Genomic DNA, 26,516 nt, shown 5'->3' with positions numbered 1-26,516 from the left:
GGTTGCCCCCGGCGAGGCAATCTTGAATAATCATCAACTGAGAATTATTTGCAGATACTCATGACTCCCATCTCTGTTGGCCATCCCCGAATCCTCTCCATCGAAGACGACCTGGTGCTCGGTGCTTATGTGCACGAGCAACTGGGCCGTAGCGGTTTCCAGGTGACCTGGTGCCAAAACGGCCAGGAAGGCTTGGCGATTGCCCGTGAGCAAGCCTTCGATGTGGTGCTGATGGACATTCTGCTGCCGGGCATGAACGGATTGAACGTGCTGACCCAATTGCGCCAGAGCCATTCCACCCCGGTGGTGCTGATGTCGGCACTGGGCGCCGAAGCCGATCGCATCAGCGGTTTCCGCCTCGGCGCCGATGATTATTTGCCCAAGCCCTTCAGCATGGCCGAGTTGCGCGTGCGCATCGAAGCGATCCTGCGGCGCGTTGCACTGGATCGTCGCCCGGCCGTGGCGCCGGTTGCCTTGGTGGCGGACAGTCTGCGTTTCGACGATGAATGCTTCGAGGTGTTCTATGGCGAACACGCCGCCGGCCTGACCCGCAGCGAGTACCGGTTGCTGGACACTCTCCACCGCAACGGCGATGAGGTGCTGAGCAAAGCCTTCCTTTATCAGCACGTGTTGCAACGGGGTTACGCGGCTCACGACCGCAGCCTCGACATGCACATCAGCCAGATCCGTCGCAAGCTCAAGGCCATCGGCTACACCGAACGGGAAGTGCGCACCGTGTGGGGCAAGGGCTATGTCCTGAGTGCTGACCATGAAGTGGTCTGACCTGCCGGGCAGGCATTCGCTGTTCTGGAAACTCGCCTGTCTGCTGGTGGCGTTCTGTCTGCTGATGATCTGGCTGAGCTGGTCCTGGGGCCGCTACATGGAGCAGCGCAACCAGTTTCTCTCTGACGAAGCCCGAGGCACTCTGACGCGCTTTGCTGCCGAAGCCGAACAGGCATGGGAGCAGGGGCAGAGCGCAGGTGTCGATGCCTGGCTGCAGGATATGCGACAGCGTGAAAAGGGCTGGGTGGGTGTGATTGGCGGCGATTTGCAGTCGTTGAGCAGCCAATCGCTGACGGACCAGGAAATCCAGCGCCTGACTTTTCTGCGTGGCCTGGACTGGCCCATTCACAAAAAACGCCTGCCGTGGCTGCGCGTGCCGTTTCCCAGCGACTCATCCGTCGGCAGCCTGGTGATCGAACTGCCCCAGCGGTTCAAGCCGGGGCGCTACCGGGTGTTCTGGCGCGTCATCACCAACGGCGTGATTCCCGGGCTGTTCACCTTGCTGTTGTGTGTCGGGCTGTATCGATTGCTGGTCGTGCCCCTCAATCAACTGCGCGAGCAGGCCAATGCGTGGCGCGCCGACCAGTTGGGCGTGCGCCTGTCGAGCCGCACGACCAATCGCTGCGATGAACTGGGTGAACTGGGCCGCGCGTTCGATCACATGTCCGAGCGCCTGCAAAGCACGGTGGCCCTGCAACAACAGCTGCTGCGCGACCTGTCCCACGAATTGCGTACACCCTTGAGCCGTTTGCGCGTGGCGAGCGAGGGTGAGCAAAGTCTGGTGCAACTGCGCGAACGCATTGGCCGCGAAGTCGATGGCATGCAACGGTTGGTCGAAGACACGCTGCAACTGGCCTGGCTCGACACCGAGCGCACGCCCTTGCCCGACGAGGCAATCCAGATTCAGGCACTGTGGGAAATGCTCACGGACAACGCCTGCTATGAAAGTTGCTGCCCCACCGACCAATTGCAGTGCGCGGTGGATTCATCCTGTTGGGTGCGCGGCAATCTCAACACCCTGGCCCAGGCGCTGGAAAACATCCTGCGCAATGCCATTCGCCATTCACCGAAGGGTGGCATCGTGCGTCTGGATGGACGACGTGAAGGCGGTTACTGGCATCTGTGGCTGGAGGATGAAGGGGGCGGGGTGGCTGAAGAGGATCTTGAGCGGATCTTCTCGCCGTTCACTCGACTCGATGGTTCGCGGCCGGGGAATGGCGGGTTCGGGTTGGGGTTGAGCATTGCGAGGAATGCGGTGCAGCGCCAGGGCGGACGGCTTTGGGCTGAAAACAACGGGAAGGGGTTGCGACTGAATATCCGGCTATTGGCTGATGATGGTGTTGTCCATGATGACGCCATCGCGGGCAAGCCCGCTCCCACAGTGGATGCATGTCAGCCGCAAATGGTGTGATCACCTCGTATCCCTGTGGGAGCGGGCTTGCCCGCGAAGAGGCCCTCCCGTCCGCCAACGTTTTGATTTTGCCGGAGCGTTCCGGGGTTTCTGTACGACATTTCCCAAAGGGTATCACCGGTCATTTCAAGCATCTTTGACGGTTTAAGCTCACGCTTTAACTCATGTTCAAGGAATCAGGCATGACTGCAATCCACGCTCCCGGCAACACAACCGACGACCGTTTCAATGAAGTGCTTGCACTGATTCACGGTGCCAGGCAACAGGCGATACAGACGGTGAATACCCAGCTGATCGAGTTGTACTGGCAGGTTGGTGCTTACATCAGTCGCAAGCTGGAACTGGCTGAATGGGGAGATGCGGTGGTCAGCCAATTGGCCGAGCATCTGGCCCGGACGCAGCCAGGATTGCGTGGCTTTACCCGGTCCAACTTGTTTCGCATGTGTCAGTTCTATGAGACCTACCATGGAGAAGAGAAAGTCGCACCACTGGTGCGACAATTGTCCTGGTCGCACAACCTGATCATTTTCAGCCAGTGTAAACGCGAGGAAGAGCGGGAGTTCTACGTGCGTATGGCCGTTCAGGAAAAGTGGTCGAAGCGCGAGCTGGAGCGCCAGTTAAAGGCTGCACTGTTCGAACGCAGTATCACCCAACCGGCAAAAGCCTCCGCCGCGCTGAAACAAACTCACCCCTCGGCACTTGAGATATTCCGCGACGCCTACATGATCGAGTTTCTCGACCTGCCCGGCACCCACGCTGAAACCGATCTGCATCAGGGTTTACTGGCACGCCTCAAGGAGTTTCTGATCGAGCTTGGCCGCGATTTCTGCTTTGTCGGTTCCGAATACCCGCTGCAAGTTGGCGGCCGGGATTTCGCCCTGGACCTGTTGTTCTTCCACCGTGGGCTCAACTGTCTGGTGGCCATTGAACTAAAGGTCGGTCGTTTCGAACCGGAGTACCTGGGCAAGCTGAATTTCTATCTGGAAGCGCTGGATCGTGGTGAGCGCAAGCCCCACGAAAACCCTGCCATTGGGGTATTGCTTTGTGCCAGCAAGGAAGATGAAGTGGTCGAGTACGCCCTTAATCGCAGTCTGTCGCCAGCACTGATAGCCGAGTACCAGGTTCAGCTACCGGACAAACAATTGCTTCAGGCCAAGCTGCATGAGTTCTATGCCTTGAATGCTGCACAGGCAAAAGAAGGCTGAATCAGTCGCTTATTCCCATAAGCCATAAGCACCGCACTTTGCGTGATATGGCCTTCCAACGTTTGCCGGTATGATAGGCGCCCCCGCAGTCTGGATTGCGAATACGCCATGACCTTGCAGTACCCAACCATCGCCGATTGCGTCGGCAACACTCCGCTGGTCCGTTTGCAGCGCCTGCCCGGCGCCACCAGCAATACCCTTTTGCTCAAGCTCGAAGGGAACAACCCGGCGGGTTCGGTCAAGGACCGGCCGGCGCTGTCGATGATTACCCGCGCCGAGTTGCGTGGGCAGATCCACGTCGGCGATACGCTGATCGAAGCGACCTCGGGCAACACCGGGATCGCCCTGGCCATGGCCGCCGCGATCAAGGGTTACAAGATGATCCTGATCATGCCGGACAACTCCAGCGCCGAGCGCAAAGCCGCGATGACGGCGTATGGCGCCGAGCTGATCCTGGTCACCCAGGAAGAAGGCATGGAAGGCGCACGCGACCTCGCTCAGCGAATGGAAGCCGAAGGCCGTGGCAAGGTGCTGGACCAGTTCGCCAACGGCGACAACCCGGAAGCGCACTACACCACCACGGGCCCGGAAATCTGGCGTCAGACCGAGGGCACCATCACTCATTTCGTCAGTTCGATGGGCACCACAGGCACCATCATGGGCGTGTCGCGCTACTTGAAAGAGCAGAACGACAACGTGCAGATCATCGGTCTGCAACCGATGGAAGGCTCGGCGATCCCGGGCATCCGTCGCTGGCCGCAGGAATACCTGCCGAAGATCTACCAGGCAGATCGCGTGGACCGCATCGTCGACATGGCGCAAAGCGAAGCCGAGGACGTGACCCGTCGTCTGGCTCGCGAAGAAGGCATCTTCTGCGGCGTGTCCTCGGGCGGTGCCGTGGCAGCGATGCTGCGCCTGTCCAAAGAAGTTGAAAACGCGGTGATCGTCGCGATCATCTGCGACCGTGGCGACCGTTACTTGTCGACCGGCATTTTCGACGCGCCCAACTGATGGCCAAGCACGAGAGAGGCCTGCGCTTCCAGCCCACCGGCGGCAGCAAGGCCCCGCAAATTCCGACCGGCAAAAAGCAGCGCCTGACTATAGAGCGTCTGGCGAATGACGGTCGCGGTATCGCGTTTTTCGAAGGTCGCACCTGGTTCGTCATCGGCGCATTGGCCGGTGAAGAAGTCGAGGCGCGCGTGTTGGGCGCCCACGGCAAAATAGTCGAGGCGCGCACCGAGCGTGTGTTCCAGGCCAGCGAACTGCGTCGCCCGGCACCGTGTCCGCATGCCGGTCGCTGTGGCGGTTGCAGCGTGCAACATCTGCCGCACACCGAACAACTTGCCCTGAAACAGCGCATGCTCGCCGAGCAATTGTCGAAGGTCGCCGGTGTCGAGCCCGAAGAATGGGCCGCGCCGTTAAGCGGTCCGGAATTCGCTTACCGCCGTCGCGCCCGTGTAGCGGTGCGCTGGGACATGAAAGCGAAAAAGCTCGAAGTCGGTTTCCGCGCCGCTGGCAGTCAGGACATCGTTGCGATCAACGAATGCCCGGTGCTGGTACAGCCCTTGCAACCGATCATGACCCGCTTGCCGGAAATGCTCCGCCGCTTGAGCAAGCCTCAGGCGTTGGGGCATGTGGAATTGTTCAGTGGTTCGTCGTTGGCGGTTTTGCTGCGGCACATGGCGCCGTTGTCCGAATCCGATCTGACGATCCTCAAGGATTTCTGCTCGTTTCATGAAGCTCAATTGTGGCTGCATGGAGAGGGCGAGCCACAACCGGTTCAAGCCGATCAGTCTTTGGGCTATCGCCTTGAACAGTGGGATTTGGACCTGGCGTACCGGCCGGGAGACTTCATTCAGGTCAACGCGGCGGTCAACGAAGCGATGGTTGCCCAGGCGCTGGACTGGTTGAAGCCGACAGCGGATGAGCGCGTTCTCGATCTATTCTGTGGGTTGGGTAACTTTGCCTTGCCGCTGGCCAAAGCGGTTCGCGAAGTGGTAGCAGTCGAAGGTGTGCAGGCGATGGTCGAGCGCGCAGCCGCGAACGCCGCTAGCAACAATCTTCATAATGCGAAGTTTTTTCAGGCCGATTTATCCCAGCCTTTGACCGATGCCGAATGGGCGCGCGAAGGCTTTTGTGCGGTACTCTTGGACCCACCCCGTGACGGCGCTTTCGAGGTGGTGCGCAAGCTCAAGTCGATGGGTGCCGAGCGGTTGGTATATGTGTCATGCAATCCGGCAACGCTGGCGCGCGACACAGTGGAATTGATCAAGCAGGGCTACCGGTTAAAACGTGCCGGGATTCTCGATATGTTTCCTCAGACGGCACATGTCGAAGCCATGGCGTTATTTGAAGCGAGTTAGGAAGGCTCGTCTGGTCCGACTGGCCCGCCCGTGCAGCCGCGTACCAGCCCGACGTGGGCTCATGGGCAGCGAAGGTCAGCGATTTGACGCATTGAATCTGCGTCGTAGGGAAGGTAAGCAAGATGGTACAGGTGAGAGCACACCAGCCGATCAACACCGACGGCAGTATCAATCTCGAGGCTTGGCTCGATCATGCGGTCAGTGTCGATCTGGCACTGGATCGCGAAGCCTTGAAAGAAGCCTGCGAGTACGCTCGCGAGGCAGAACAACAAGCCAATGCGGCGAAGAATTTGTGGTCCGAGGGAAACTCCAGTTTCCGCACCGGCCTTGAAATTGCCGAGATCCTCGCCGACCTCAAGCTCGATCAGGATTCGCTGGTCGCCGCGGTCCTGTACCGAGGCGTGCGCGAAGGCCAGATCCAGTTGCCGGCGGTCAGCCAGCGCTTTGGTCCCGTGGTGGCCAAACTCATCGACGGCGTGCAACGCATGGCGGCGATCAGCGACAGCCTGAGCCCGCGTAAATCCATGGTGATGGGCACTCAGGGCCAAGTGGAAAACCTGCGCAAGATGCTCGTGGCCATGGTCGACGACGTGCGTGTCGCGCTGATCAAACTGGCCGAACGCACCTGCGCGATCCGTGCGGTGAAAACTGCCGACGACGAGAAGCGCAACCGCGTCGCCCGGGAAGTCTTCGACATCTACGCGCCGCTCGCCCACCGTCTCGGCATCGGTCACATCAAGTGGGAACTGGAGGACTTGTCCTTCCGCTACCTCGAGCCCGATCAGTACAAGCAGATCGCCAAGTTGCTGCACGAGCGGCGCCTGGATCGCGAGCGTTTCATCGCCGATGTGATGAACCAGCTGAAAGTCGAATTGCAGGCCACCGGCGTCGATGCCGACATCAGCGGCCGGGCCAAACACATCTATTCGATCTGGCGCAAAATGCAACGCAAGGGTCTGGAGTTCAGCCAGATCTACGACGTTCGCGCCGTTCGCGTGCTGGTGCCGGAAATGCGCGACTGCTACACCGCGCTCGGTATCGTCCACACCTTGTGGCGGCACATCCCGAAAGAGTTCGACGACTACATCGCCAACCCGAAAGAGAACGGCTACCGCTCGTTGCACACGGCGGTGATCGGGCCTGAGGGCAAGGTGCTGGAAGTGCAGATCCGCACCCATTCCATGCACGAAGAGGCCGAGTTGGGCGTTTGCGCGCACTGGCGCTACAAGGGCACCGACGTCAAGTCCGGCTCCAACCACTACGAAGAGAAAATCTCCTGGCTGCGTCAGGTGCTCGAGTGGCACGAAGAGTTGGGCGACATCGGCGGCCTGGCGGAACAGCTGCGGGTCGATATCGAGCCGGACCGGGTGTACATCTTCACCCCCGACGGTCACGCCATCGACTTGCCGAAAGGCGCGACGCCGCTGGACTTCGCCTACCGCGTGCACACCGAGATCGGTCACAACTGCCGTGGCGCGAAGATCAACGGGCGCATCGTACCGCTCAACTACAGCCTGCAAACCGGTGAGCAAGTCGAGATCATCACCAGCAAGCACGGCACCCCGAGCCGCGACTGGCTGAACCCGAACCTGGGTTACATCACCACCTCGCGGGCGCGGGCGAAGATCGTTCACTGGTTCAAATTGCAGGCGCGCGATCAGAACGTCGCGGCCGGTAAAACCCTGCTCGAACGCGAACTCAGTCGCCTTGGCTTGCCGGCGGTGGATTTCGACAAGCTGGCCGACAAGGCCAACATGAAGACTGCCGAGGACATGTTCGCCGCGTTGGGCGCAGGCGATTTGCGCCTGGCGCAACTGGTGAACCTGGCGCAGCAACTGGTCGAGCCGGAACGCGGCAACGAGCAGCTGGAACTGATTCCGCGCAAGGCCACCGGCTACAAACCGGGCAAGCGCGGCGACATTCAGATCCAGGGCGTCGGCAACCTGATGACGCAAATGGCGGGCTGCTGCCAGCCGTTGCCGGGCGATGCCATCGTCGGTTACATCACCCAGGGCCGTGGCGTGAGCATTCACCGTCAGGACTGCGCCTCGGTGCTGCAACTGGCCGGTCGCGAACCTGAACGGATCATCCAGGTCAGCTGGGGCCCGGTGCCGGTGCTCACCTATCCGGTGGACATCATCATCCGTGCCTACGACCGTTCCGGTTTGCTGCGTGACGTCTCGCAAGTGCTGCTCAACGAGCGGATCAACGTGCTGGCGGTCAACACCCGCTCGAACAAAGAGGACAACACCGCGTTGATGTCCCTGACCATCGAGATCCCGGGGCTGGATGCGCTTGGGCGGTTGCTGGGGCGGATATCCCAGTTGCCGAACATCATCGAAACCCGGCGTAACCGCACGCCGTGAGAAACCTTCACGGAAATTGATGGTGATATCTGTAGGAGCGAGGCTTGCCCGCGAAAACGGTGTGTCAGACATGCAGCTTTCGCGGGCAAGCCTCGCTCCTACAGAGCGTAGAGATTAATAAAAGATGTATTCACTTGAAGATTTGCTGCACCTGATGAGCCGTCTGCGCGACCCGCAGTTCGGCTGCCCGTGGGACATCAAGCAAACCTACGCGACCATCGTCCCGCACACCCTTGAGGAAGCCTACGAAGTCGCCGACGCCATCGAGCGCGGTGACTTCGATCACTTGCAGGGTGAGCTGGGCGATTTGCTGTTCCAGGTGGTTTATTACAGCCAACTGGCCCGGGAAGAAGGGCGCTTCGAATTCGCCGGCGTCATCGACAGCATCACCCGCAAGTTGATCCGTCGTCATCCCCACGTGTTCCCCACCGGCGATCTGTACGCGCCGATGGATGTTCCGCGTCTGAGTGAAGAGCAGGTCAAGCAGCGCTGGGAAGAAATAAAGGCTGAAGAGCGCGCCGAGAAATCTGCGGTGCCGCAACAACTGTCCTTGCTCGACGACGTGCCCGCCGCGCTGCCGGCGTTATCCCGTTCGGCCAAGTTGCAAAAGCGCGCAGGGCAGGTCGGTTTCGACTGGCCGGATGCGTTGCCGGTGCTGGACAAGGTCCGCGAAGAGCTCGATGAAGTGCTCGAAGCCATGGCCGACAATGACTCGGCAGCGATTGCCGATGAAGTCGGTGACCTGCTGTTTTCCGTGGTCAATCTGGCGCGTCATTTAAAGGTCGATCCGGAAACCGCCTTGCGCGGTGCCAACAGCAAATTCGAAAGACGCTTCCGTTTTATCGAACAGGCATTGCGCGACACCCACCGTCCCATAGAAGATTGCACCCTCGAAGAGTTGGACGCCTTGTGGGGCGAAGCCAAACGTCAGGAAAAGAATTTGCCCAGCTGCGGTTGAGCAGTGGCCTAAGTGAGAAATAAGCACCATGAGCATTTCCCTTCGCGACCAGTTGCTAAAGGCAGGGCTGGTCAACCAAAAGCAGGCCAAACAGGTCGGCAAAGAGAAACAGAAGCAGCAGCGTCTGGTCCATAAAGGTCAGATTGAACAGGATGACACCCAGCAGCGTCTGGCGCAGGAAGCACTGGCCGAGAAGGTCAAGCGTGACCAGGAGCTGAACCGTCAGCAGCAAGAGAAGGCCGAGGCCAAGGCCCGTGCCGCGCAGGTCAAGCAATTGATCGAAGTCTCGCGTCTGCCGAAGCTGACCACCGAGGACTACTACAACTTCGTTGACGACAAGAAGGTCAAGCGCCTGTCGGTCAACGCGCTGATGCGCAACAAGCTCAGCAACGGCTCGCTGGCGATCGTGCACCATGCCGGCGGCTACGAAGTGATCCCGCGTGAGGCGGCCCTGAAGATCCAGGAGCGCGATCCGCAGCGCATCGTGCAGCTGAATGTGCAGACCGAAGAAGCGGCGGCTGAAGACGATCCGTACGCGGCCTATCAGATTCCTGATGATCTGATGTGGTAAGCGGTTAACGACTGCTACAACGACAAACCCCGCTCATGGCGGGGTTTGTCGTTTTCAATGCTGTCGTTGCTTATGCGGATCGGAGCTCTCGTTGTTGCTCCAGTGTTTCCAGTTCGGCCTTGTAGCTGTGGGCGTCGATTTCGGAGTGGAACATCCCTACCAACATGCCTTGTTGGTGTACGTCCCAGATCCGGATGCCGGCGGCTACGCCCTCGTGGGATTTATGTGAATCGTCGCGTTCAGTTACTTTTACAGTCATCTGCTAGCTCCAATCTCTGTGATATCTGCAGCAAGGCGTGTGCAGGACTCAGTTATATGTTTGGTTAGCTTGCTAAGTAAACGACTGTGTTTGGTAACGCACTCTTGCCAATTCTGCAAAAGTGCTGCAGCCCGCGTAATACGCGACATTCGGTCGCAGGGCTTTGAGTTTCATGACAAAAGCTTCATGTTCGTCGTGAATATATCGCTGGTAGAGCACGGCACCTGTAGGAGCCAGGCTTGCCGGCGAAGGCGTCCTTGAGTGCGCCTTCGCCGGCAAGTCGGACCGCCGCATCGCTGGCTCCTACAAAAAGCATTGCTGTGCATATTCTTCAGGCATAAAAAAACGCCCCGAACCAGTCGGGGCGTTTTTGTGTGCAGCGTAGCGGCGGGGTATTACTTACCCTGCCAGCGCTTCAGTACCAAAGTAGCGTTGGTACCACCGAAGCCGAAGCTGTTGCTCATCACGGTGTTGAAGGCGACGTCTTCGCGAGTCTTGGTCAGGATCGGCATGTCTGCCACTGCTGGGTCCAGCTCGTCGATGTTGGCGGAACCCGCCATGAAGTTGCCTTCCATCATCAGCAGGCAGTAGATCGCTTCGTGAACGCCAGCGGCGCCCAGGGAGTGACCGGACAGGCTCTTGGTAGAGCTGATGGCCGGAGCCTTGTCGCCGAATACCGCACGCACGCCTTCCATTTCCTTGGTGTCGCCGACCGGAGTCGAGGTACCGTGGGTGTTCAGGTAGTCGATAGGTGCGTCAACGGTGGACATGGCCATCTGCATGCAACGGATGGCGCCTTCACCGCTTGGGGCAACCATGTCGTAGCCGTCGGAGGTCGCGCCGTAGCCAACGATTTCCGCGTAGATTTTCGCGCCGCGAGCCAGAGCGTGTTCCAGCTCCTCGACCACCACCATGCCGCCACCGCCGGCGATGACGAAACCGTCACGCTTGGCGTCGTAGGCGCGGGAGGCCTTCTCCGGGGTTTCGTTGTACTGGGTGGACAGGGCGCCCATGGCGTCGAACAGGAACGACTGGCTCCAATGTTCTTCTTCACCGCCACCGGCAAATACGATGTCCTGCTTGCCCAACTGGATCTGCTCGACCGCAGTACCAATGCAGTGAGCACTGGTGGCGCAGGCGGAGGAGATCGAGTAGTTCACGCCCTTGATCTGGAACGGCGTGGCCAGGCAGGCGGAAACGGTGCTGCCCATGGTCCGCGTCACGCGGTATGGACCAACGCGCTTCACGCCTTTCTCGCGCAGGATGTCCAGCGCTTCCATCTGGTTCAGCGTGGAGGCGCCACCGGAACCGGCGATCAGGCCGGTACGCGGGTTAGAGACTTGCTCATCGGTCAGACCGGAGTCAGCGATGGCGTCTTTCATGGCCAGATAGGCGTAAGCCGCCGCGTGGCCGACGAAGCGATAGATCTTGCGATCGATCAGTTCTTCGAGGGGAAGGTCGATGGAGCCGGAAACCTGGCTACGCAGACCCATTTCGGCATATTCCGGGTTGAACCGGATGCCAGGGCGGCTTGCACGCAGGTTAGCGGAGACGGTCTCTTTGTCATTGCCCAGGCACGAAACGATGCCCAGACCAGTGATAACGACGCGGCGCATGCGGATAACCCTTAGAAGTTGTCAGTGGAGGTGAAAACGCCGACCCGAAGGCCTTCGGCGGTGTAGATCTCGCGACCGTCGACAGTCACCGAACCATCGGCGATGGCCAGGTTCAGTTTGCCTTTGAGGACGCGCTTGATATGAATGTTATAGGTCACTTTCTTCGCGGTCGGCAGAACCTGACCAAAGAACTTCACTTCGCCCGAACCCAGGGCGCGGCCACGGCCCGGCAGGCCTTGCCAGCCGAGGAAGAAACCGACCAGTTGCCACATGGCGTCGAGGCCCAGGCAGCCTGGCATCACCGGGTCACCTTCGAAGTGACAGGCGAAAAACCACAGATCCGGAGTGATATCCAGCTCGGCGACCAATTCACCTTTGCCGTACTTGCCGCCTTCTTCGCTGATCAGGGTGATGCGATCCACCATCAGCATGTTCGGGGCGGGCAGTTGCGCGTTACCTGGGCCGAACAGCTCACCGCGACTGCAGCGCAGCAGGTCTTCCCGAGTAAAGGCGTTTTGTTTGGTCATGCGAGCTCCTCAATAGTCCCATGCGGCAGGTGGGGCAAATCTTCCCGACCGATCGAAGCGTTCATGCCTCGAATCGGCAGCCTACTCATAGACTATTGCGTTGTGGTGAAAGTCACAGCACCAAGGACATGAATGTACACTTGTGCACTGAAATTATTATTCAAGCCCCTTTTCGGGCCTGTTCGGGTGCCTAAGACTGCCGCACTTTCGCCTTTCACGCCAGTCGCAGATGGTCGAAAGGCCTGCACTACTGCACCCATCGTTGCAGAATCTGCTGCAGATCAGTGCGTTTGAAGGGCTTGGCCAGGTAATCGTTCATTCCTGCCGATAAACAGGCTTCGCGGTCGCCCTGCAAGGCGTTGGCGGTCAGCGCGATGATCGGCAGGTCAGTGCAGCCGGGTAATTGGCGGATCTGGCGGGTGGCCTCGTAGCCGTCAATGATCGGCAGTCGGCAGTCCATCAGAATCGCTTCGAAAATCAGACTTTCGGCACTTCGCACCGCTTGAGCGCCGTCGGTGGCGACGCTGACAGTAAAGCCCAGACTGCGCAACATTGCTTCGATAACGGTCTGGTTGACCGGGTTGTCCTCGACCAACAGCACATTGCGCCCTTCACCGTCACCGCTGCCGGTCGGTGTGCGCGGTGTCCGTACCGGCAGCTTCTGTTTATACAGCGCCAGCGGGATTTCCAGGGTGAACACCGAGCCGCGACCTTCCTCGCTCTGGGCGCGCAAGGTTCCGCCCATGCGTTCTGCCAGGGTGCGGGCAATCGGCAGCCCCAGCCCGGTGCCGCCGTAACGCCTTGAAATAGAACTGTCGGCCTGCTGGAACGCGTTGAACATCAATTCCAGGCTTTCGGCCGAGATACCAATCCCGCTGTCGCGCACGGTGCAGGTGAACCACAACAACTCGTGATCCAGCGACTGCCATTGCGGCTCGATGCTGACGCGTCCCTTTTCGGTGAACTTCAGCGCATTGCCCACCAGGTTCACCAGGATTTGCCGGATCCGCGTCGGGTCGCCCTGCACCTGCAAGTCACGCATGTCCTCGGGAATCAGCAACGCCAGATCGAGCCCGCGCTGCATCGCGCTGTGCGAGAACGACTGGGCGCAACTGCCGATCAGGTCCGCGAGGTTGAACGGGATGTGCTCCAGTTCCAGCTCCGAACGTTCAATGCGCGAGAAATCGAGAATGTCGTTGATGACTTTGAGCAAGTGCTCGGTGGACTCCGAGGCCAGCGCCGCGTACTCGACCTGCTCTGCGGTCATGTCGGTGGTTTCCAGCAGTTGCAGCATGCCGAGCACGCCATTCATCGGTGTGCGCAATTCATGGCTCATCATCGCCAGGAAGTCCGATTTGGCATTGTTGGCTTTTTCCGCCTCTTCGCGCGTCTGGATCAACTGCGCCATGGCCTGATGCTGTTCGCGGCTGGCCTGTTCCAAACCGCTGGCGAGGTTGTTGATGTGCTGCGACAGCGCGCCGAGTTCGGTGTCGTCGACAATCGGCAATGGCGTTTTGTAGTCGCCGCTCTGGATCGCCTTGACCGCGTTGCCGATGTCGCGGATCGGCTGCGACAGGCTGCCGGCCAGGCGCCGGGCAATCAGGAAAGTGAACAGCAAGGCGAACAGCGCGAGGACACCGGCCTTGAACAGGATTTCCTGTTGACGCTTGCTGAAGGCGTCATTCGACAGGCCGACGATCACCCGCCCCAGATAATCCTCGGCGGGGGCGGCGCCAGTGACTTTGCCGCCCTGGAAGAAATCATTGTGCAGTGCGATGCGTTGCAAGCGCACCGGCGCCTGGAACACTTCGACCTGTTGCGAGCGGGTGTAGGTTTCCGAGGGGTGCTCGACGTACACCAGAATCCGGTTGGCGCTGTCCTGGACTTCCAGAAAGCGCACATTGGGCGTGGCCAGGGTGGCCTTGAGCAAACTTTCAAGCACCTCGTTGTTGCCGGAAATTACCCCGTACTCGGCGGCCGGCGCCAGTTGGTTGGCGATCAGTTGACCGGTGTGATTGAGCTCCTGACGCAGGTCCTGGATCCGCACGAAGGTGAAGAAACTGATCAGCAGCAAGGTCAGCAGCAGGGCAGGGCCGAGGCTGATGATCTGGGTTCGCGTGTTGATGTCCCAACGACGACGGAAAGTCATGGGCGGCGTTCTCCTTCGGCCAGCTGTGTTGCGACCAACGCTTCATTAATCTGTTCAATGCCTAACGAACGAGCCACTTGTGGGTTACTCAATACTTTGAAGCGATTGGCGTAGTGCGTGCGCGGCCACGTGGCCGGTGGCCGGTCGAGCAGATCGTCGAGAATCGCCAGCCAGTCGCTCTGGTCGCTGTAGGTGCTGGTCAGGCTTCCGGCCTTGACGAACCCGGCGTTGGGGCCGATCAGTGCGGTTTGCCGTGTGTAGCTGCTGAGCAGCAGGTTTTTCGCGGTTTTGGGGTTGTACAGGTCGGGATCGTCGAGGCCCAGCAGCACGTCACTGTTTTTCAGCAGCGTCTGTAACGGTCGGCTGTCATGGGTATTGTCCCAGCGCTCGGTGACGATTTCGAAACCCAGGGGCTTGGCGATATCGCGCAGTTCGCCCAGGAGGAATTCGCTGTGGCTGTCGTAAAGCACCCCGACCCGTTTGACCTGAGGCAACAGGATTCGGGTCAGGCGTAATTGCCGATCCAGCGGCGGGTCGCTCCACAACAGGCTCAAATGCGCCGGCACGGTTGCCCCCAGGCGTTGGCGGGCTTGCAGGCGGCTGATGCGCAGCACCAGCGTCGCCGGGCCTCGGGCGTCTTGCAGGCGCCAGTCGAGGCTCGGCAGATCCAGCAGGATCAACCGGGTGCCGGCGGGCAATTTGTCCGGTGTCGGCAGATTGGCCAGTGGCTGAAAACGAACGTTGTCAGCCGGGCGCAGGTCGCTCAGGGCCTTGGCAAAAGACTGCATGCCCGCGCTGTCGTCGGCGCCGGTCAGCAGAATTTCGGCAGCGTTGACCGAAAGGCTACCCAGCCACCCGGCAAACACCAGGCACAACCCGGCCAGCAGGCGGCCAGGGTTTGGCATCATCCGTGATAGAGAGCGCAACATTTAGAACGCCAGCTCCGCGCTGAAGTAGAGCACTCGCCGCTCGTCGTAGCGGTTGTCGATGAACGTCGTGGGTTGATTGTCCAGGCGCTGTTGGAGGACGCCGGCCAGTTCCAGGCTGGCCTTGCCCAGGCCAACGCGCTTGGCGATGCGCGTGTCGACCCGCTCAAAACGATAGCCGTTGAGCGCGTCGTCACCATAGTAGAAGAGCGCGCTGTTCCAGCCGTGGCCCCAATCGTGCAGCCAACCGGCGGAGCCGCTGTTGCGCGCGGTCTGTTGCGCATCCAGCGGGTTGCTCGCCTCGGCATCGACGTAGGCGTAGGTCAGGCGCAAGCGATCGGCACTGCTCAGGCGCCAGTCGAGCTGGGTTTCCGTACCGGTGAAGCGCGAGCTGTTGGCGTTGCTGGCGATGTACTGATTGTTGCGTAGCGGCTCGCTGATCATGCCGGTGATTTCGTCGTGAAACACCTTCACGTCCACCGCCAGCCTCCACTCGGCGAAGTAGCCGTTGTAGCCCAATTCCCGCGAGCGCATGTGTTCCTGGTCGAGATTGCCGGGACCGCGGGTCTTGACGAAATAGCGGGCGCTGTTCTGGCCGTAGGCAGCGGGTTGCAGGTTGGTCACCCGGTAACTCCAGTTGACGTTGTTCTCGAACATGTCCGGCGAGCGGATGGCTTCCGAATACACCGCACGCAAGCCGTGGCGCGGATTGATCAGATAGTTGACCGCCACGCGCGGCGTCAGCGAGCTGCCGATCAATTGCGTGTCTTCGAACATTGCACCGCCCTGTAACAGCCAGTGTTCGCTTGCGCGCCACTCGAGCTGGCCGAACGCGCGCCATGTCGTGTCGTCAAGCGTGCCATTGAAGTAGGTCTCGGAATCTGCCCGGTCGTAACGATAGTTCAGGCCGCTGACCAGTCGCAGACTGTCGGACAGGCTGAGGGTGTCTTGCAGTTCGAGGTCGTAGCGCGTCTCGCGGGTGCTCTGGTCGATGTCGCCGCACAAGGTTTGGCGGGCACCGTTGCGCCACTGGTCCAGCACTTTACTGGCCAAGGCTTTTTCTGTCGGCGTGCCGGACGGTGCGCCGAGGCCGACGTAGCGCTCGATATTGCGCGCCAGGCGCTCGGTGTAATTTGGATTGAGCTGCCAGAGTTCGGTCAGTTCAGGGCTGAACGAAACCTCGGCGTCGCAGGCGCGCCAGGTCTGCTGACGATCCCAGTGCTGGGCCGAGCCCTGGATATACAGGCTGTGATCAGGATTAACATCGAGATTCCAGCGCAGGGAACCGGCATAGTCCTTGGCCACAACGTCGGAATTGTTCCCGGCGGCAGTAATCCCCGAGAACACCGGGCGGTAGGTATAAGGCCGCTGGTTGCTGCCGTCCTTGGCATTCAATTGCCAATCGAGGCTTTGCTGTTCGTTGAGCGCCTGGCTGACGGCGAGGTTGAAACGGTTCAAGCGGCGGCTGTCGCGGTAATCGGCGCCGCTGCGGTCCGAGTCAAAGCCGTCGTCCTGCTGGCCGGACAGCGACAGGCGCATGTCGCCACCATCCCAACCCACGCCCTGACTGGCGTAAAAGTCATCGATGCCGCGCTGGCCACGGGTGACTTTGACCCGCGTACCATGGCTGTCGGCCGGGTTGCGGGTGATGATGTTGACCACCGCCATCAACGCATTGGCACCATAGCTGACCGTGTTCGGGCCGCGGAAAACCTCGATGCGCTCGATGTCTTCCATGGCCACCGGAATGTCGCTCCAGTCGACCGTGGCCAGGCCAGCGCGGTACACCGAGCGCCCGTCGATCAGCACCTGCATGCGCCGCGCTTCGCTGGCGTTGGTGCCGTGATAGTTCACCGCCGCCTGATTGCCGCTGATGTTGCCGACCATCATCCCCGGCACCAGCCGCAGCAATTCACTGATGTCACGGGCGCCACTGGCGTTGATCAGTTCGCTGTCGATCACCGTCATGCTTCCCGGAACCGCCGCCGGCGATTGTTTAAGACGCGTAGCCGTCAGCACTTGCGGCACCGGCTCGTTGTCGAGAAACAGGTCGTCGGCCAGCAATGGCGGGCTGAATATCAGCGCCAGGACCAGCGGAGAGCGAGGTGCAGCGGGGCCAAACGACACAACACATCCTTGATAGCGATTAATGGGCGCGCATGTTAACCGAGCGGGTCGACTTTTTCAGTCACGATGCCGGCATTTTCCTCGGATTTATCCGTCTTCTTTCTACAAGTGCCGGTAATTGACGCGGGGGCTGGCCGCCACTGGGCCGCTCCGTATAATGCCGACATCGCCATTGGTATGGATTAACGGATTGCATATGACTGAACAGCGCCCAATTGCGGTCCTGGGAGGCGGAAGTTTTGGTACCGCCGTGGCTAATCTGCTGGCCGAGAACGGGCATCAGGTCCGGCAGTGGATGCGTGACCCCGAGCAGGCCGAGGCCATTCGGGTCAATCGCGAGAATCCGCGTTACCTCAAGGGCATCAAGATTCTGCCGGGAGTGGAAGCAGTCACCGACCTGCAAGCCACGCTGGACGCCTGCGATCTGTGTTTTGTCGCGCTGCCTTCCAGCGCGCTGCGCGCGGTGCTGGTTCCGCACGCCGATCGCTTGAGCGGCAAATTGCTGGTGAGCCTGACCAAAGGCATCGAAGCCCACACCTTTAAACTGATGAGCGAGATCCTCGAAGAAATCGCCCCACAAGCGCGCATCGGCGTGCTGTCCGGCCCGAACCTGGCCCGTGAAATCGCCGAGCACGCGCTGACCGCCACGGTAGTCGCCAGCGAAGACGAAGAACTCTGCCAACGGGTTCAGGAAGCGCTGCACGGGCGCACCTTTCGCGTGTACGCCAGCGCCGACCGTTTCGGCGTGGAGTTGGGCGGGGCGCTGAAAAACGTCTACGCGATCATCGCCGGCATGGCGGTGGCGCTGGGCATGGGCGAAAACACCAAGAGCATGCTGATCACCCGGGCGCTGGCGGAAATGACCCGCTTCGCGGTGAATCAGGGCGCCAACCCCATGACGTTCCTGGGACTGGCCGGGGTGGGGGACTTGATCGTCACCTGTTCGTCGCCAAAAAGCCGTAACTACCAGGTCGGCTTCGCCCTCGGCCAGGGCTTGAGCCTGGAAGACGCGGTGACACGCCTGGGCGAAGTCGCCGAAGGTGTGAACACCTTGAAAGTGCTCAAGGCCAAGGCCCAGGAAGTTGGTGTCTATATGCCGCTGGTCGCCGGGCTGCACGCGATCCTGTTCGAAGGGCGCACGCTGAATCAGGTCATTGAACTGCTGATGCGTGGCGAACCGAAAACTGACGTCGACTTTATTTCCACCAGTGGTTTTAACTGATCACGCTCCTCATAAGGAGCAGGAGAGCGAGACATGAACGATCCGAAAACAGAAGCCCAATACGAATCCATCCTGCTGCGGGTGTTGTGGATGATCGTCTTCCTGCTGGTCTGGCAGGTGGCGCAGTTCATCCTCGGCGCCGTGGTGCTGGTGCAACTGGTCTATCGTTTGATCTATGGCGCCCCGAGCGCCAGCCTGATGAATTTCGGCGACAGCCTGAGCCAGTTCCTGGCGCAGATCGGTCGTTTCGGCACGTTTCACAGCGACCAGAAACCCTGGCCGTTCGCCGACTGGCCGACGCCGCGTACACCGGAAGGTGAAGCGCCACACGTCGTGGCGCCTGCGCCGCATCCGGCCCGAGATGAGGAACCCAAGCTATGAAACTCTGGGTATTGCGTCATGGGGAAGCCGAGCCTTACGGCTCGCGTCCGGACTCCGAACGGACATTGACTACCCACGGTCGTGAAGAAGTGCTGCGCAGCGCTGCGCGGTTGATGGGGCAGCCCGTCACCGCGATCTATGCCAGCCCTTACCTGCGAGCGCAGGAAACTGCGCAACTGGTCCGTGAGGCTCTGGGCTTCGAACCGGAGATTCGTACAGTCGACTGGCTGACCCCGGAAACCGACCCGGATAAAGTGGCCGAGCAGTTGGTGTCGGTGAGTGACGTCCTTTTGGTCAGTCACAACCCGCTGGTGGGTAACTTGCTGAGCTACCTGCAACATGGCGCCGGCTATCCACCGGAAAAAGTCAGCACCGCCGGCCTGGCCGAACTTGAGCACAATGAGTTGTTGATCGGATCGATGAAGCTCAACAGCCTCAAGCACCCTTAGCGCTTATTGCTGCTTTTGCTTTTGTAGGAGCGTGGCTTGCCCGCGAAGCTTTTAGCGCCTTCAAGGGCCCCTTCGCGGGCAAGCCTCGCTCCTACAGTGTTCGGCGGCGTTACTGATTTTTTGTAATGAAATAGTCAACCAAGCAACCGCTTGGTTGACTACGCTTGCTCCAGACCAAAAATAAAGGAGCGAGTCGCATGTCTGCTGCTTTTCGTTTGCCGCTGGACGTCTTCTACGAGCGCGAATCCCGTCATCCCCGTCAGCGCTTTCTGGTCCAGCCCACGGGTGGTGGCCAGGTCGAGACCCTGACCTGGGAAGACGTCGGCCATCAGGCTCGCTGCGCCGCGCACTGGCTGCGCGCCCGTGAACTTCCGCAAGGCAGCCACATCGCCCTGATCTCGAAAAACTGCGCCCACTGGATCATCGCCGACCTGGCGATCTGGATGGCCGGGCATGTGTCGGTGCCGTTGTACCCGAACCTCACTGCCGAATCCGTCGCGCAAGTACTCGAACACTCCGAAGCGGCGCTGGCGTTCATCGGCAAACTCGACGACTGGCCCGGCATGTCCCGCGGGGTCAATCCCGACTTGCCGACCATCAGCCTGCCGTTGCACCCGCCGGGTACCTTCGATTTCAGTTGGGCCGACCTGCAAGCCTGCTCACCGATCCAGGACGACCCCAAGCCTGCCGCTGACCAACTGGCGACCATCATTTACACCTCCGGCACCACCGGCATGCCCAAAGGCGTCATGCACAGCTTCGGTAATCTGGGGTTCGCCACCACCCGTGGCACGCAGTTGTTCGGCCTCAATGAGTCGGATCGATTGCTGTCTTACCTGCCGCTGTGCCACGTCGCCGAACGCATGTTCGTCGAACTGGCGTCTATCTACACCGGGCAAACCGTGTTCTTTGCCGAGAGCCTCGACACCTTCCTGACTGATTTGCAGCGTGCGCGGCCGACTGCGCTGTTCGGCGTGCCGCGCATCTGGACCAAATTCCAGATGGGCGTGTACGGCAAGATCCCGGCAAAACGCCTCGACTTCCTGCTCGGGCTGCCCTTCATCGGCAAACGGGTAGGGCACAAAGTGCTCGCCGGGCTGGGGCTGGACGCCTTGCGCGTCGCGTTGTCCGGCGCCGCGCCCGTGCCGCAGACGTTGTTGCTGTGGTACCGCAAACTCGGGCTGGACGTGCTGGAGGTCTACGGCATGACCGAAAGCTGCGGGTATTCCCACATCGGCCGGCCCGGCGACAACAAACCGGGCTGGATCGGCAAGCCTTGCCCCGACGTTGAAGTGCAGATCGCCGAATCGGGCGAGGTCTTGGTGCGCAGTGGCGCAACCATGCTCGGGTATTTCAAGGAACCGGAAAAAACCGCCGACACCATCACCGAGGACGGCTTCCTGCGCACCGGTGACAAGGGCGAACAGGACGCCGAAGGCAACCTGCGCCTGACCGGCCGCCTGAAGGAAATCTTCAAGACCAGTAAAGGCAAATACGTGGCACCGGCGCCAATCGAAAATCGTTTGGCGGTGCATTCACGCATCGAGCAAGTGTGCGTGGTCGGCGATGGGTTGAGTGCGCCGCTGGGGTTGTGCGTGCTTTCGGCGGTCGGGCAGCAGGACGCCGGCGGAACCGCGCGTGCAGGCCTGCATTCAAGCCTGGAAAAACTTCTCGAAGAGGTCAACGGCGCCCTCGACAAACATGAGCGCCTGCGCCGGCTCGTTGTCGTCAAAGACAGCTGGGCCGTGGAAAACGGCTTCCTGACGCCAACCCTGAAGATCAAGCGCAACGTGATCGAAGCGGCTTACGGCCCCCGGTTCGAAGAATGGAGCGAGCATAACGAAGCGGTGCTGTGGCAGGATTGAGCCACGAATAAAACCAACAAAGGATGTGTGCAATGAGTTTGTGGCGTACCACTCCCAACATCGAGCAGTTGAACGCAACTCAGAAAAACACCATCGGCGAAGTGCTGGATATCCGCTTCGAAGCCTTCGACGAAGAGTCCCTGACCGCGAGCATGGTCATCGACCACCGCACTCACCAGCCTTATGGTTTGCTGCACGGTGGTGCCTCGGTGGTGTTAGCCGAAACTGTCGGCTCCATGGCCAGTTATCTGTGCATCGATGCCAGCAGGTTTTACTGCGTAGGCCTTGAGATCAACGCCAACCATTTGCGGGGGCTGCGCAGCGGACGGGTGACGGCGGTGGCCAAACCGATTCACATCGGGCGCACGACCCATGTCTGGGACATTCGGTTGACCAGCGATGAGGGCAAGGCCAGTTGTGTGTCACGGTTGACCATGGCGGTGGTGCCGTTGGGGGAAGCACCGCCAAGGCAGTGAAGACATGGACGGCGGACTGATGAAACAGGGCGCGCGCCGGTCCGCTTCATATCAAGCTTCACGAAACAACCGATCCAGATGCAAGCTCCCTTCCCAATATCCTCGGCCCGAAGGTTTTGTGGTACTGCTTCGTCTTGAAGACGGAGATTCAATGTCGAAAGCCGGGGACAGAGAGTCCTTGATGAATCCTTTCTTCATCTGATTCGTGGCCAGAGCGCGGAACTCAGTGAAAAATCCTATTGCGTTACCGAGCGCTCCCCGTGCCACGGAAGACATATCAGAGGATATGAGTCCGCCCAAAAAACGGTTGATGGATCCCCCTACCGAACGTGTTACTGCACCTTGAAAGGTGCTCTTCCAACTGCTTGGCAGGGCTGCTTGGGTATTTTCGGAGTAATCGGTTGTTTCTGAAGGGTAGGGCTTCATGTAGGTCTCCAGAAACCCGTCCGCGTATTCTCCCACCGGGTTCAGAATTCCGCTGATCGGCGCGGGCAAAAAGGAGTTGAGTGCGCCTATGCCTGCTCTAGCACCCGCATACCCAATCGATGCCTTTGCAGCCGTTTTGAATTTGTCAGAGAAGCTGGCAGAGGCGTTGAATTTGATCTCGGGGCCCGCCGTGAACGCGTCCATTGTCAATTGGTAAGTCAATCCACCGATAACGGATGCGATGCGTCCGATGGCATCTCGATGGAGTTCCGGATCTGTACCTGGAGGTGGAAGCCCTTGTTCACTCATCCATACAGGGATTGTGAAACCGATACCTGCTGTCGCGGCAACCATGGAGGCGACACCGTCATGTGCACCAGCGCTTTTTGTCAGTCCGTAGCCCGTGTAGCCGGCTGCTGCTCCTTCCAGAGATGAAGCGAGCACATGTAAGGCCAGGTTGTACTCGTGGTTCGGTTCAATCAGTTCGAGCGCATAGCGCACTGCCAATTGCACCGTAAAACTGGCAGCCGCAGCTGCAAATCTGTGCATGCCGGCCGCCGACGCTGCGCTTAGACGGTTGGGGTCTACTTCTACCAAACCTTGCATATCGACGTGACGTATCGGATTACCACTGACCATGGCATACAGGTTCAACCCGGCTGACACTCCCGCAGGATCCGCACTGAGCCACCGCTGGCACCAAGGCATGTAGTAGCGAAATCCGTAGTAATACAAACCCGTGGCATCCCGTTCCTGCCCTGAATAACGAATGGTTTTGTAACTGGCTTCCAGCTTGCTGCGTCCCGCCCACCAGCAGGTTCCACCGTACGGGTAGTAGCTTTCCCACGTGATCAATCGCGCAGCTTCATCCAGCTCGACGGTGCTGGACTTCAGATGATCGGTGAAGCTGTAGCGATGCGGGTCCTGGGGAATGCCTGACGCAGGTTTTTTCTCCCAATGAAGTACCTGCACCTTGCCGCGCCCGGCCTCCACCGTGATGACATGAAGGATTTCGTCAGCGCACGAGCGAATTTCCACACCCGGCAGGTAGCGGGTTTCGTGGATGCGGGTCAACGTGCCGGTGTAGGCCTGACGGATCTTTCGCAGGCGTTGGCCGCTGCCGTCATAGAGGTAAATCTCGGTGTCGTGAGGCTTGTCCTCGCGAACCACTCGATCGACCTGGCGCAATTGATTGCGCAGATTCCACAGCAAGTCTTGTCCCGGTTGCAGGGTCATGCGGTTGCCGTTCAGGTCGTAACCGGCGGCAATGTCGTTGTCGTCGGGTAACTCGCCATTGGTCTTTTGAGGCAGGCTGCGATTGCTGGAAGCGGCGATGGCTGTACGTTCGGTGCGGCTGGCACTGTCGGCCTGATGCTGCATGACCTCCAGGTTGCCGGCAGCATCGTAGGTGTAAATGCGCGAGTAATTTTCCAGTTGTCCGGGGTCGGGCGCACATTGGAACACCGGTAACTGCGGCCCGCCGGAAGCATTGCGAAGCTGTCGGCCGGTGGCGGCTATCAGTCGGTAGAGGCTGTCATAACGGTAGCGATGGGTGTGTTCGATCCGCTGATTGCGGTGATAGCGAGTCGGGTCGGCAGTGTCGGTCAGGCCAGTGATATTGCCTGCTGCATCGTACTCGTAAGTCAGGTCCTGGAAGGCAGGTTGATCTGGCACGTAAGCCTTCAGATGTTCCAGGCGTCCGTCTTCAGGGCGAAAAGTCGCACACGAAACAACGCCATTCCCTGCACGTTGCCGCTCGACCTGACCGAAAGCGTTGTACCGGATGTCACTGACCAGGGTTTTTTCCTCGGTCTGCCCGGCCAGTGTCAGGCGAACTTCTTTCAGCTCGGCTGCACGGGTCTGAATGAACGCTTGAGTATTACCTTTTGCATCGGTCTGCCTGATGGGGTCGCCCACGGCGTTGCAGTGAAGGCGAGTGATCGCTGGATCATCCTCCAGAAAACCATCGCGTTCGCTCTCCGTCGCGGGCCAATCCACGGACCATTGCGGATCTTCGACAAAAGTTCGGCTGTGTTGCAGCGGTGTGCCGCCAATGCCGAACGAGAGGTAGTGCAAAGTGCCTGCGGTGTCGTCCTGGCGAATCAGTTGGCCACACAGGTTAAGGCTTTCATCGGCGCTGGCAGCGGCGTAGGCAAACCTTGCGATGCAGCGTTGCGCTTCACCGTGGGCGTTCTCGAATGAAGCGATCGGCCGGCGCTGCCCGTCGAAGTGCAGGCGGCTATGGGTGAGCTTCTGATCCCATCCTTCGACGCCTTGTCCGTCCTCGCCGAGCAAGCCCAGGCGCCAGCCGGCATCACTGTTTTCGGACAACAACAGGGCGCCCGACAGGCTGAACACGCTGATTTGATTGGCGGCGCTCTGGCCTGCCTGATGTAAACGAAACAACCGTGGATCGCGGCTCAGCACGGCACGCCCGGCAACATCGTGGACCTGCTGGGTGATGCAGCTTTCGGCTGCAGAGTTGTCGCGGCGGTGATACGCCACGGCACGCACGCCCAGACCGCGGGAGTCGATCACTGCAATAGCGGGCGTGTTGGCGTGGGTCATGACAGGCATTGCCCGAAGCTTGGCGACAGTGCTCTTATCCGCGTCATGAGGATTGACTGTCAACTGTCATAAATAACAGGTCCGACCTAACGTGCCGCTCATAGCCACGGCACGACTGTCATCATTCCTGGCAGTTACGGTCATTGCGGTTCCCGGTGGGCTTGCGGACAATCAGGTTCTGTTTTTCGTTTGATGGAACGACCGGTATGTCGCAGCAGATATTTTTCGCCCACGCCAATGGGTTCCCCTCCGGGACCTACGGCAAGTTGTTCGCGGCGCTGGCGCCCGAGTATCAGGTGACGCATCTGGAGCAGCACGCCCATGACCCGCGTTTCCCGGCGGATGACAACTGGCACAACCTGGTGGACGAGCTGATTCATCACCTCAAGCAACAGGCGGAACCGGTGTGGGGCGTCGGCCATTCCTTCGGCGGCGTGCTGCACCTGCATGCGGCATTGCGTTGTCCCGAGCTGTATCGCGGCGTGGTGATGCTCGATTCACCGGTGCTGACCCGCGCCGATCAATGGGTGATCCTCGCGGCCAAGCGTTTCGGTTTTATCGACCGCCTGACCCCGGCCGGCCGCACATTGGGGCGTCGCGAAGAGTTCGCCGATATCGAGAGTGCCCGCCGTTATTTCGCCGGTAAAACGCTGTTCCGCGGTTTCGACCCTGAGTGTTTCGACGCTTACCTGCAACACGGCCTGCATCAGGTCGGCGACAAACTGCGTCTGCGTTTCGACCCCGCCACGGAAATCAGCATCTACCGGGGCGTTCCCCACACCAGTCCCGGTCGCGCACGGCAACTGAAAGTGCCGCTGGCGGTGGTGCGTGGGCACAAAAGCCGCGTGGTGATGCGCCATCACGCCAATTCTGTCGGGCGCATGCCGTTGGGCGAATCCCTGACCATGCCTGGCGGCCACATGTTTCCCCTCGAACGTCCCCAGGACACCGCCACGCTGCTGAAAAACCTGTTCAGCCGCTGGGACGCTCGTCATCAGCAGGATTGCGCATGAACCATGCCGTCGAAGAAGTCCGCCTGAGCCTGCCGCACATTGAGCTGGCGGCGCACCTGTTCGGCCCCGAAGACGGTTTGCCGGTGATTGCCTTGCACGGCTGGCTGGACAACGCCAACAGCTTTGCCCGGTTGGCGCCGAAGCTCAAAGGGCTGCGCATCATCGCGCTGGACATGGCCGGTCACGGTCATTCCGGGCATCGCCCGACGGGGGCCGGCTACGCGATGTGGGACTACGCCCATGATGTGCTGCAAGTCGCCGAACAGCTGGGCTTGAAGCGTTTTGCGCTGATGGGGCACTCCATGGGGGCGATCGCTTCGCTGATCATCGCCGGGTCGCTGCCGGAGCGGGTTACGCACCTGGCCTTGATCGACGGCATCATTCCTCCTACAGACAAAGGCGAAAATGCTGCCGAGCGCATGGGCATGGCCCTGCAAGCGCAACTGGACCTGCGAGAGAAAAGCAAACCGGTCTACAACACCCTGGATCGCGCCATCGAAGCGCGTATGAAAGGTTTGGTGGCGGTCAGTCGCGAGGCCGCCGAATTGCTGGCGCAACGCGGTTTGATGCCAGTGCCGGGCGGTTACACCTGGCGCACCGATAGCCGTCTGACGCTGCCATCGCCGCTGCGTCTGACCACCGAACAAGCCATGGCCTTCGTCCAGCGCGTCAGTTGTCCTGCGCTGCTGGTCGTTGCGGCCGACGGCATGCTCGCCAAACATCCCGAGTTGCTGGAGCGTCTACCCTTTAGCCGTGAACAGCTGCCTGGCGGTCATCATTTGCACCTGAATGACGAATCCGGTGCCGACCTTGTCGCAGACTGTTTCAATCGGTTCTTCGCCGTTCCTTGACTTG

The 26,516-nt window shown here is 60.1% G+C and carries 22 protein-coding genes; 15 read left to right on the top strand and 7 right to left on the bottom strand.

Features of this window, described 5'->3' with window-relative positions; translation table 11 throughout:
- Positions 1 to 60: 60 nt before the first annotated feature.
- The 8 genes from IB246_RS11005 (at position 61) to IB246_RS10970 (ending at position 9,657) form a co-directional block, all read left to right on the top strand.
- Positions 61 to 783: a response regulator transcription factor gene (locus IB246_RS11005; RefSeq protein ID WP_008041637.1), complete on the top strand. Its 723-nt coding sequence runs from the start codon at positions 61 to 63 to the stop codon at positions 781 to 783.
- Positions 770 to 2,194: a sensor histidine kinase gene (locus IB246_RS11000; protein WP_008041636.1), complete on the top strand. Its 1,425-nt coding sequence runs from the start codon at positions 770 to 772 to the stop codon at positions 2,192 to 2,194. Before IB246_RS11005 ends, IB246_RS11000 begins: the two co-directional genes overlap by 14 nt.
- 182 nt (positions 2,195 to 2,376) lie before the next feature.
- The gene (locus IB246_RS10995) at positions 2,377 to 3,399 is read left to right on the top strand and encodes a PDDEXK nuclease domain-containing protein (RefSeq protein WP_192230035.1); all 1,023 of its coding nucleotides are present in this window, start codon (positions 2,377 to 2,379) and stop codon (positions 3,397 to 3,399) included.
- A 108-nt stretch (positions 3,400 to 3,507) separates the two neighbouring features.
- Entirely contained in the window at positions 3,508 to 4,410 is a 903-nt protein-coding gene (gene cysM, locus IB246_RS10990; protein WP_008029320.1) for a cysteine synthase CysM, read from the top strand.
- Complete coding sequence (gene rlmD / locus IB246_RS10985; protein ID WP_008041634.1) at positions 4,410 to 5,762, top strand: 23S rRNA (uracil(1939)-C(5))-methyltransferase RlmD; 1,353 nt, start codon at positions 4,410 to 4,412, stop codon at positions 5,760 to 5,762. Before cysM ends, rlmD begins: the two co-directional genes overlap by 1 nt.
- Positions 5,763 to 5,884: 122 nt before the next feature.
- The gene (gene relA, locus IB246_RS10980; RefSeq protein WP_008029318.1) at positions 5,885 to 8,128 is read left to right on the top strand and encodes a GTP diphosphokinase; all 2,244 of its coding nucleotides are present in this window, start codon (positions 5,885 to 5,887) and stop codon (positions 8,126 to 8,128) included.
- 124 nt (positions 8,129 to 8,252) lie between these two features.
- The gene (mazG, locus tag IB246_RS10975; RefSeq protein ID WP_008041631.1) at positions 8,253 to 9,086 is read left to right on the top strand and encodes a nucleoside triphosphate pyrophosphohydrolase; all 834 of its coding nucleotides are present in this window, start codon (positions 8,253 to 8,255) and stop codon (positions 9,084 to 9,086) included.
- A 28-nt stretch (positions 9,087 to 9,114) separates the two neighbouring features.
- Positions 9,115 to 9,657, top strand: a complete 543-nt coding sequence (locus tag IB246_RS10970) for a DUF2058 domain-containing protein (protein WP_008041629.1) — start codon at positions 9,115 to 9,117, stop codon at positions 9,655 to 9,657.
- 70 nt (positions 9,658 to 9,727) lie between these two features.
- On the opposite strand, the gene IB246_RS10965 is transcribed toward IB246_RS10970, so the two are convergent.
- The 6 genes from IB246_RS10965 to IB246_RS10940 form a co-directional block, all read right to left on the bottom strand.
- Positions 9,728 to 9,916: a hypothetical protein gene (locus IB246_RS10965; protein WP_008041626.1), complete on the bottom strand. Its 189-nt coding sequence runs from the start codon at positions 9,914 to 9,916 to the stop codon at positions 9,728 to 9,730.
- 395 nt (positions 9,917 to 10,311) lie between these two features.
- A complete protein-coding gene (gene fabB / locus IB246_RS10960; protein WP_008029314.1) occupies positions 10,312 to 11,532 on the bottom strand; it encodes a beta-ketoacyl-ACP synthase I in 1,221 nt (406 codons plus the stop codon).
- Between the two features lie 11 nt (positions 11,533 to 11,543).
- Complete coding sequence (gene fabA, locus IB246_RS10955) at positions 11,544 to 12,059, bottom strand: 3-hydroxyacyl-[acyl-carrier-protein] dehydratase FabA (protein WP_003179264.1); 516 nt, start codon at positions 12,057 to 12,059, stop codon at positions 11,544 to 11,546.
- A gap of 247 nt (positions 12,060 to 12,306) precedes the next feature.
- A complete protein-coding gene (locus IB246_RS10950; protein ID WP_008041622.1) occupies positions 12,307 to 14,208 on the bottom strand; it encodes an ATP-binding protein in 1,902 nt (633 codons plus the stop codon).
- Positions 14,205 to 15,137 (bottom strand): ABC transporter substrate-binding protein, encoded by a 933-nt coding sequence (locus tag IB246_RS10945; RefSeq protein WP_008041620.1) that lies wholly within the window; start codon positions 15,135 to 15,137, stop codon positions 14,205 to 14,207. The genes IB246_RS10950 and IB246_RS10945 overlap by 4 nt, the downstream gene beginning before the upstream one ends.
- A complete protein-coding gene (locus IB246_RS10940; protein WP_008041618.1) occupies positions 15,138 to 17,261 on the bottom strand; it encodes a TonB-dependent receptor plug domain-containing protein in 2,124 nt (707 codons plus the stop codon).
- 196 nt (positions 17,262 to 17,457) lie between these two features.
- Here IB246_RS10940 and IB246_RS10935 point away from each other — a divergent pair, with 196 nt between their 5' ends.
- From IB246_RS10935 to IB246_RS10915, 5 genes are all read left to right on the top strand, one after another.
- Positions 17,458 to 18,483, top strand: a complete 1,026-nt coding sequence (locus IB246_RS10935) for an NAD(P)H-dependent glycerol-3-phosphate dehydrogenase (protein ID WP_008029310.1) — start codon at positions 17,458 to 17,460, stop codon at positions 18,481 to 18,483.
- A gap of 33 nt (positions 18,484 to 18,516) precedes the next feature.
- Positions 18,517 to 18,864: a DUF4389 domain-containing protein gene (locus IB246_RS10930; protein WP_008029309.1), complete on the top strand. Its 348-nt coding sequence runs from the start codon at positions 18,517 to 18,519 to the stop codon at positions 18,862 to 18,864.
- Positions 18,861 to 19,313, top strand: coding sequence for a phosphohistidine phosphatase SixA (gene sixA / locus IB246_RS10925; protein ID WP_008041615.1), 453 nt, complete (start codon positions 18,861 to 18,863; stop codon positions 19,311 to 19,313). The genes IB246_RS10930 and sixA overlap by 4 nt, the downstream gene beginning before the upstream one ends.
- Before the next feature lie 197 nt (positions 19,314 to 19,510).
- Positions 19,511 to 21,178, top strand: coding sequence for an AMP-binding protein (locus tag IB246_RS10920; RefSeq protein ID WP_008041613.1), 1,668 nt, complete (start codon positions 19,511 to 19,513; stop codon positions 21,176 to 21,178).
- 32 nt (positions 21,179 to 21,210) lie between these two features.
- Positions 21,211 to 21,654 (top strand): hotdog fold thioesterase, encoded by a 444-nt coding sequence (locus tag IB246_RS10915; RefSeq protein ID WP_008041611.1) that lies wholly within the window; start codon positions 21,211 to 21,213, stop codon positions 21,652 to 21,654.
- A 51-nt stretch (positions 21,655 to 21,705) separates the two neighbouring features.
- Here the strand turns inward: IB246_RS10915 and IB246_RS10910 are convergent, their stop codons facing one another.
- Positions 21,706 to 24,648 (bottom strand): RHS repeat-associated core domain-containing protein, encoded by a 2,943-nt coding sequence (locus IB246_RS10910; RefSeq protein WP_008041609.1) that lies wholly within the window; start codon positions 24,646 to 24,648, stop codon positions 21,706 to 21,708.
- 206 nt (positions 24,649 to 24,854) lie between these two features.
- Between IB246_RS10910 and IB246_RS10905 the strand changes: the two genes are divergently transcribed.
- Entirely contained in the window at positions 24,855 to 25,661 is an 807-nt protein-coding gene (locus IB246_RS10905; protein ID WP_008029305.1) for an alpha/beta fold hydrolase, read from the top strand.
- The gene (locus tag IB246_RS10900; RefSeq protein ID WP_008029303.1) at positions 25,658 to 26,512 is read left to right on the top strand and encodes an alpha/beta hydrolase; all 855 of its coding nucleotides are present in this window, start codon (positions 25,658 to 25,660) and stop codon (positions 26,510 to 26,512) included. Before IB246_RS10905 ends, IB246_RS10900 begins: the two co-directional genes overlap by 4 nt.
- The last annotated feature ends 4 nt before the right edge of the window (positions 26,513 to 26,516 follow it).

The organism is Pseudomonas sp. PDM01, assembly GCF_014852325.1.
Taxonomy (GTDB): Bacteria; Pseudomonadota; Gammaproteobacteria; order Pseudomonadales; family Pseudomonadaceae; genus Aquipseudomonas; species Aquipseudomonas migulae.
The sequence above is the reverse complement of the archived record's forward strand: the minus strand, read 5'-3'. Positions and strand labels throughout refer to the sequence as shown.

Excerpts from the sequence above, each read along its gene's own strand:
- IB246_RS11005 (WP_008041637.1), top strand. The coding sequence starts at position 61 with ATGACTCCCATCTCTGTTGGCCATCCCCGAATCCTCTCCATCGAAGAC.
- IB246_RS11000 (WP_008041636.1), top strand. The coding sequence starts at position 770 with ATGAAGTGGTCTGACCTGCCGGGCAGGCATTCGCTGTTCTGGAAACTC.
- IB246_RS10995 (WP_192230035.1), top strand. The coding sequence starts at position 2,377 with ATGACTGCAATCCACGCTCCCGGCAACACAACCGACGACCGTTTCAAT.
- cysM (WP_008029320.1), top strand. The coding sequence starts at position 3,508 with ATGACCTTGCAGTACCCAACCATCGCCGATTGCGTCGGCAACACTCCG.
- rlmD (WP_008041634.1), top strand. The coding sequence starts at position 4,410 with ATGGCCAAGCACGAGAGAGGCCTGCGCTTCCAGCCCACCGGCGGCAGC.
- relA (WP_008029318.1), top strand. The coding sequence starts at position 5,885 with ATGGTACAGGTGAGAGCACACCAGCCGATCAACACCGACGGCAGTATC.
- mazG (WP_008041631.1), top strand. The coding sequence starts at position 8,253 with ATGTATTCACTTGAAGATTTGCTGCACCTGATGAGCCGTCTGCGCGAC.
- IB246_RS10970 (WP_008041629.1), top strand. The coding sequence starts at position 9,115 with ATGAGCATTTCCCTTCGCGACCAGTTGCTAAAGGCAGGGCTGGTCAAC.
- IB246_RS10965 (WP_008041626.1), bottom strand. The coding sequence starts at position 9,916 with ATGACTGTAAAAGTAACTGAACGCGACGATTCACATAAATCCCACGAG.
- fabB (WP_008029314.1), bottom strand. The coding sequence starts at position 11,532 with ATGCGCCGCGTCGTTATCACTGGTCTGGGCATCGTTTCGTGCCTGGGC.
- fabA (WP_003179264.1), bottom strand. The coding sequence starts at position 12,059 with ATGACCAAACAAAACGCCTTTACTCGGGAAGACCTGCTGCGCTGCAGT.
- IB246_RS10950 (WP_008041622.1), bottom strand. The coding sequence starts at position 14,208 with ATGACTTTCCGTCGTCGTTGGGACATCAACACGCGAACCCAGATCATC.
- IB246_RS10945 (WP_008041620.1), bottom strand. The coding sequence starts at position 15,137 with ATGTTGCGCTCTCTATCACGGATGATGCCAAACCCTGGCCGCCTGCTG.
- IB246_RS10935 (WP_008029310.1), top strand. The coding sequence starts at position 17,458 with ATGACTGAACAGCGCCCAATTGCGGTCCTGGGAGGCGGAAGTTTTGGT.
- IB246_RS10930 (WP_008029309.1), top strand. The coding sequence starts at position 18,517 with ATGAACGATCCGAAAACAGAAGCCCAATACGAATCCATCCTGCTGCGG.
- sixA (WP_008041615.1), top strand. The coding sequence starts at position 18,861 with ATGAAACTCTGGGTATTGCGTCATGGGGAAGCCGAGCCTTACGGCTCG.
- IB246_RS10920 (WP_008041613.1), top strand. The coding sequence starts at position 19,511 with ATGTCTGCTGCTTTTCGTTTGCCGCTGGACGTCTTCTACGAGCGCGAA.
- IB246_RS10915 (WP_008041611.1), top strand. The coding sequence starts at position 21,211 with ATGAGTTTGTGGCGTACCACTCCCAACATCGAGCAGTTGAACGCAACT.
- IB246_RS10910 (WP_008041609.1), bottom strand. The coding sequence starts at position 24,648 with ATGACCCACGCCAACACGCCCGCTATTGCAGTGATCGACTCCCGCGGT.
- IB246_RS10905 (WP_008029305.1), top strand. The coding sequence starts at position 24,855 with ATGTCGCAGCAGATATTTTTCGCCCACGCCAATGGGTTCCCCTCCGGG.
- IB246_RS10900 (WP_008029303.1), top strand. The coding sequence starts at position 25,658 with ATGAACCATGCCGTCGAAGAAGTCCGCCTGAGCCTGCCGCACATTGAG.